2 protein-coding genes and 1 pseudogene are annotated in these 4,631 nt (G+C 61.2%); 2 read left to right on the top strand and 1 reads right to left on the bottom strand.

Annotated elements, in window-relative coordinates; genetic code table 11:
• Both HLUSI_RS26770 and smc read left to right on the top strand, forming a co-directional pair.
• A partial coding sequence (locus HLUSI_RS26770) for a methyl-accepting chemotaxis protein (protein ID WP_040503112.1) occupies window positions 1–562 on the top strand: 562 nt, incomplete at its 5' end.
• Between the two features lie 217 nt (window positions 563–779).
• Window positions 780–4,294, top strand: a pseudogene (smc, locus tag HLUSI_RS26765) (chromosome segregation protein SMC).
• 139 nt (window positions 4,295–4,433) lie between these two features.
• Here smc and HLUSI_RS33810 read toward each other — a convergent pair.
• The coding region (locus tag HLUSI_RS33810) for a hypothetical protein (RefSeq protein ID WP_040503111.1) at window positions 4,434–4,631 on the bottom strand (198 nt) is incomplete at its 5' end.

Genomic DNA, 4,631 nt, shown 5'->3' with positions numbered 1-4,631 from the left:
GCGCAGCGCGCAGGCCGCCAAGGAAATCAAACAGTTGATCGACGATTCCGTCACACGCGTCGACAGCGGTTCGGAACTGGTCCAGCGCGCCGGCCAGACTATGGGTGAAGTGGTCACTGCGGTGCAGCGCGTGACCGACATCATGGGCGAAATTTCTTCTGCGACCGAAGAGCAAAGCAGCGGCATCGGCCAGGTCAATCTGGCGATTACGCAAATGGATCAGGCCACGCAGCAGAACGCTGCGCTGGTGGAGCAGGCGGCTGCTGCGGCCGGTTCGCTGGAAGAGCAGGCGCGCCGCCTGAAGGATGCGGTCGCGTTCTTCCAGGCGGAAGGGACTGCTGCTGTGGCGGCGGCGCCGGTTGTTCGCCGGGCTGCTGCTCCGGCTGCTGCTACAACTGCGCCTGCAGTTGCGAACAGGGTAGTGCCGAAGACCTCATCTGCAGCATCGGCGCGCAAACCTGCGGCTGCGGCCGCTCGTCTGCCGGCCGCGCCGAAGTCCGCGCCAGCCAAGTCGTCGCCCGCTTCTTCCCCGACGGATGACGGCGATTGGGAGACGTTTTAAGACGTCGCGCGCTTGATGCCTGGCTTCAGGTCGCCGCAACAAACGGTTTGTCCGGGCAATCGGACAGGCCGTTTGTTTTTAAGAGCTTGGATGCGGCAGCGGCGATTCGTCTTGCAGGCCGCGAAATGAGCGGTTTTCCCTCTCGGAATGTTATGATACCGGGCTATTGCGGGCAAATTTGCCTGCCTCCGTCAAACTCTGTGAAATTGTAGATAACGTGCGCTTAAATTCCATTAAATTGTCAGGATTCAAGTCTTTCGTCGATCCGATGAATTTCCAGGTGCCGGGACAGCTGGTGGGCGTGGTGGGCCCCAACGGTTGCGGCAAATCCAACATCATTGACGCCGTGCGCTGGGTGCTGGGCGAATCGAAAGCTTCTGAGCTGCGCGGCGAGTCCATGCAGGACGTCATTTTCAACGGTTCCACAAACCGCAAGCCGGCCGGGCGCGCTTCCGTCGAACTGGTGTTCGACAACGCGATGGGCAAGGCTGCCGGCCAATGGGGCCAATACGCCGAAATCGCCGTCAAGCGCACGCTCACGCGCGACGGCACCTCGTCGTACTACATCAACAACCAGGCGGTGCGCCGCCGCGACATCCAGGACATCTTCCTCGGCACCGGCCTCGGCCCGCGTGCTTACGCGATCATCGGCCAGGGCATGATTTCGCGCATCATCGAAGCGCGTCCCGAAGAGCTGCGCATCTTCCTCGAAGAAGCCGCCGGCGTATCGAAGTACAAGGAACGCCGGCGCGAAACCGAAAATCGCCTGCACGACACGCGCGAAAACCTGACCCGCCTGGAAGACATCCTGCGCGAGCTCAACACCAATCTCGAAAAGCTGGAAGCGCAGGCTGCGGTGGCCAAGAAGTTCAACGAACTCACCGGCGATCAGGAAGAGAAGCAAAAGCTGCTCTGGCTGCTGCGCAAGAACGAAGCCAAGGCCGAGCAGGAAAAATTCTTCCGCGAAATCGAACGCGCCCAAATCGACCTGGAAGAACAGACCGCCAAGCTGCGCCACGTCGAAACCGAGCTGGAACACATGCGCCAGGCCCATTACGGCGCCGGCGATCGCTTGCATACGGCGCAAGGCCATCTGTACCAGACCAATTCCGAAATCGGCAGCCTGGAAGCGCAGATCAAGTTCGTCATCGAATCGCGCAATCGCCTGCAATCGCAACTCAATTCGCTCACTGCGCAACGCGACCAGTGGCAGCGCCAGGGCACGCAGCACCAGGACGACCTGGCCGAAGCCGAGATCCAGCTTGAAGAGCAAGGCATGCGCGTAGAGCAGGCGCAGCAAGCCGTGCAGGACGGCAACGACAAGGTGCCGACGCTGGAGCAGGCATGGCGCGAAGCGCAACTCAAGACCACCGAGTCGCGCGGCAAGATCATGCAGATCCAGCAGCAGATCGAACTGGAGTCCGCGCATCAGCGCAACGCCTCCAACATCCTGGCCGGCCTGGCCGTGCGCCGCGAACGCCTGGCGCAGGAAAAGAGCGGCCTGAACATGCCTGACGACGCGCACTTGTCGAACCTCAAGTTGCAGCTGGAAGAAAAACAGGCCTCGCTGGAAGAGGCTTCCATGTACCTCGAAGAGGCGCAGGAACAGCTGCCGAAGTTGGAAGAAGAGCGCCGCACCGCGCAGGAACTGGTCAGCAAGGAAACCTCCGAGCTGGCGCAACTGGAAGCGCGCCAGTCGGCGCTCAAGCAATTGCAGGAAAGCGTGCAGACCCAAGGCAAGGTGCAGCCGTGGCTGGAAAAACATGAACTGGCCAACCTGCCGCGCCTGTGGCAGAAGCTGCATATCGACGCCGGTTGGGAAACCGCGCTGGAATCGGTGCTGCGCGAGCGCATGTCGGCGCTGGAAGTGTCGAACCTGGACTGGGCCAAGGCCTTCTTCAACGACGCGCCGCCGGCCAAGCTGGCGCTGTTCGCGCCGAATCCGACGGCCGCTCCCGCCGAACCGGCGCCGAACGGCCTGAAGCCTTTCATCAACCTGCTGCAACTCAACGATCCGGGTTTGCGCACGCTGATGCAGGACTGGTTGCATAACGTCTTTATCGCCGACGACACCGCCAGCGCGTTCGTCGATCGCAGCAAGCTGCCCGCCGGCGCCTTCTTCGTGACCAAGCAAGGCCACGTGGTAAGCCAGTCGAGCGTGCGTTTCTATGCCTCTGATTCGGAGCAGGACGGCATGTTGGCGCGCCAGCAGGAAATCGAAAACCTGACCAAGCAGCAGCGCGCCCAATACATGCTGGCAGAAGAAGCCAAGTCGCGTGCGGTACGCGCCGATGCCGCCATGACCGGCGCCGCCCAACGCCTGCAGGAGTTGCGCCAGCGCGTGGCCGGCCTGACCCAGGCGGTGCACAGCCTGCAGATCGAAGTGATGAAGCTGTCGGAAGTGCAGGAGCGCTTCAACCAGCGCAGCACCCAGATCGTCGCCGACCTCGCTGAAATCGAAATGCAGGAAGTCGAACAGCAGCAGATCAAGGCCGAATCCGAAGCCAAGTTCGAGCAGCTCGACATCGAGCTGGCCGAACTGCAGGAGTCGCATGAAAACGGCCAGACCGATTACCTGAGCAAGGAACAGCAGCTCAACGACGCACGCCTGCGCTTGCGTGAACTGGAGCGCGCCGCCCAGGAAGCCGAGTTCTCCGAGAAGTCGCAACGCAACAAGATCGACGAGCTCAAGCGCAGCATCGCCACCGCGCTGGAACAAGCCGCGCAATTGTTTGCCAGCATGCAACAGGGCAGCCTGGAACTGGAAAGCCTCGACGACCAGGCCCGCAATCGTTGCTGGACAAGCGCACCGACCAGGAGCGCGCGCTGGCCGACGCTCGTCACGAACTCGATCAGTTGTCGCAACAGCTGCGCCATCACGAAGAAGCGCGCTTGCAAGCCGAACGCAGCTTGCAGCCGCAGCGCGACCGCATCACCGAGCTGCAGTTGAAGGAACAGGCTGCGCGCCTGAACCAGGAGCAGTTCACCGAGGCGCTGGCCAACACCCAGGCCGACGAAGCGGCGCTGGCTGAAAAGCTTACCGACGACATGCGTCCTTCCTACCTGCAAGGCGAAGTGACCCGCCTGACCAATGCGATTGCCGCCTTGGGCGCGGTCAATCTGGCGGCGTTGGACGAGCTGGCGACCGCCTCCGAGCGCAAGAATTTCCTCGATGCGCAATACGTCGATCTCAACGAAGCGATCACCACGTTGCAAGACGCCATCCACAAGATCGATATCGAAACCCGCGGCTTGCTGCAGGACACTTTCGACAAGGTCAACGGCCACTTTGCCGAACTGTTCCCGATCCTGTTCGGCGGCGGCCAGGCCAAGCTGACCATGACCGGCGACGAGATCCTCGATTCCGGCGTGCAAGTCATGGCGCAACCGCCCGGCAAGAAGAACGCCACGATTCACCTGTTGTCCGGCGGTGAGAAGGCGCTGACCGCGACTGCGCTGGTGTTCTCGATGTTCCAGCTGAATCCGGCGCCGTTCTGCCTGCTGGACGAAGTGGATGCGCCGCTCGACGATGCCAACACCGAGCGCTTCTGCAATATGGTCAAGCGCATGTCGTCGAACACCCAATTCCTGTTCATTTCGCATAACAAGATCGCGATGGAAATGGCCAACCAACTGATCGGCGTGACCATGCAGGAGCAGGGCGTGTCGCGCATCGTGGCGGTCGACATGGAAGCGGCGGCCAACTTCACGTCGGAGGTGCAGGCGGCTTAGGCCGTCTGGTTTTTGCATGCCGCGCGCTAGCTGCGAATTTCGGCGCTGATGCGACGTTTTTCAGCGGCCGGACAGCTTGACAAGCCAAAGGGGGAACACTACCCTGAACAGCTTGTCATACAAGGGCTTTAGCGGGACTTCAGCGCTGCTGCTGCAAAGCGATCCAGACAAAGAATAACAAGACGGTAATGGCGGACCCGGCGTACTTTTGCTGCTGTACGAATGGTTTCAGGAAGCAATTGAACGACGTGTTCCGCCGACTCTCAGGAATCCACAAAGACCAGTTATGACCCGTTTTATCGAACTGAACACAGTTGATGTCCGTCGCGCCGCCCGC

The sequence above is a fragment of the Herbaspirillum lusitanum P6-12 genome (assembly GCF_000256565.1).
In the GTDB taxonomy this organism is placed as follows: domain Bacteria; phylum Pseudomonadota; class Gammaproteobacteria; order Burkholderiales; family Burkholderiaceae_D; genus Herbaspirillum; species Herbaspirillum lusitanum.
This window is presented reverse-complemented; position numbering and strand designations above follow the sequence as displayed.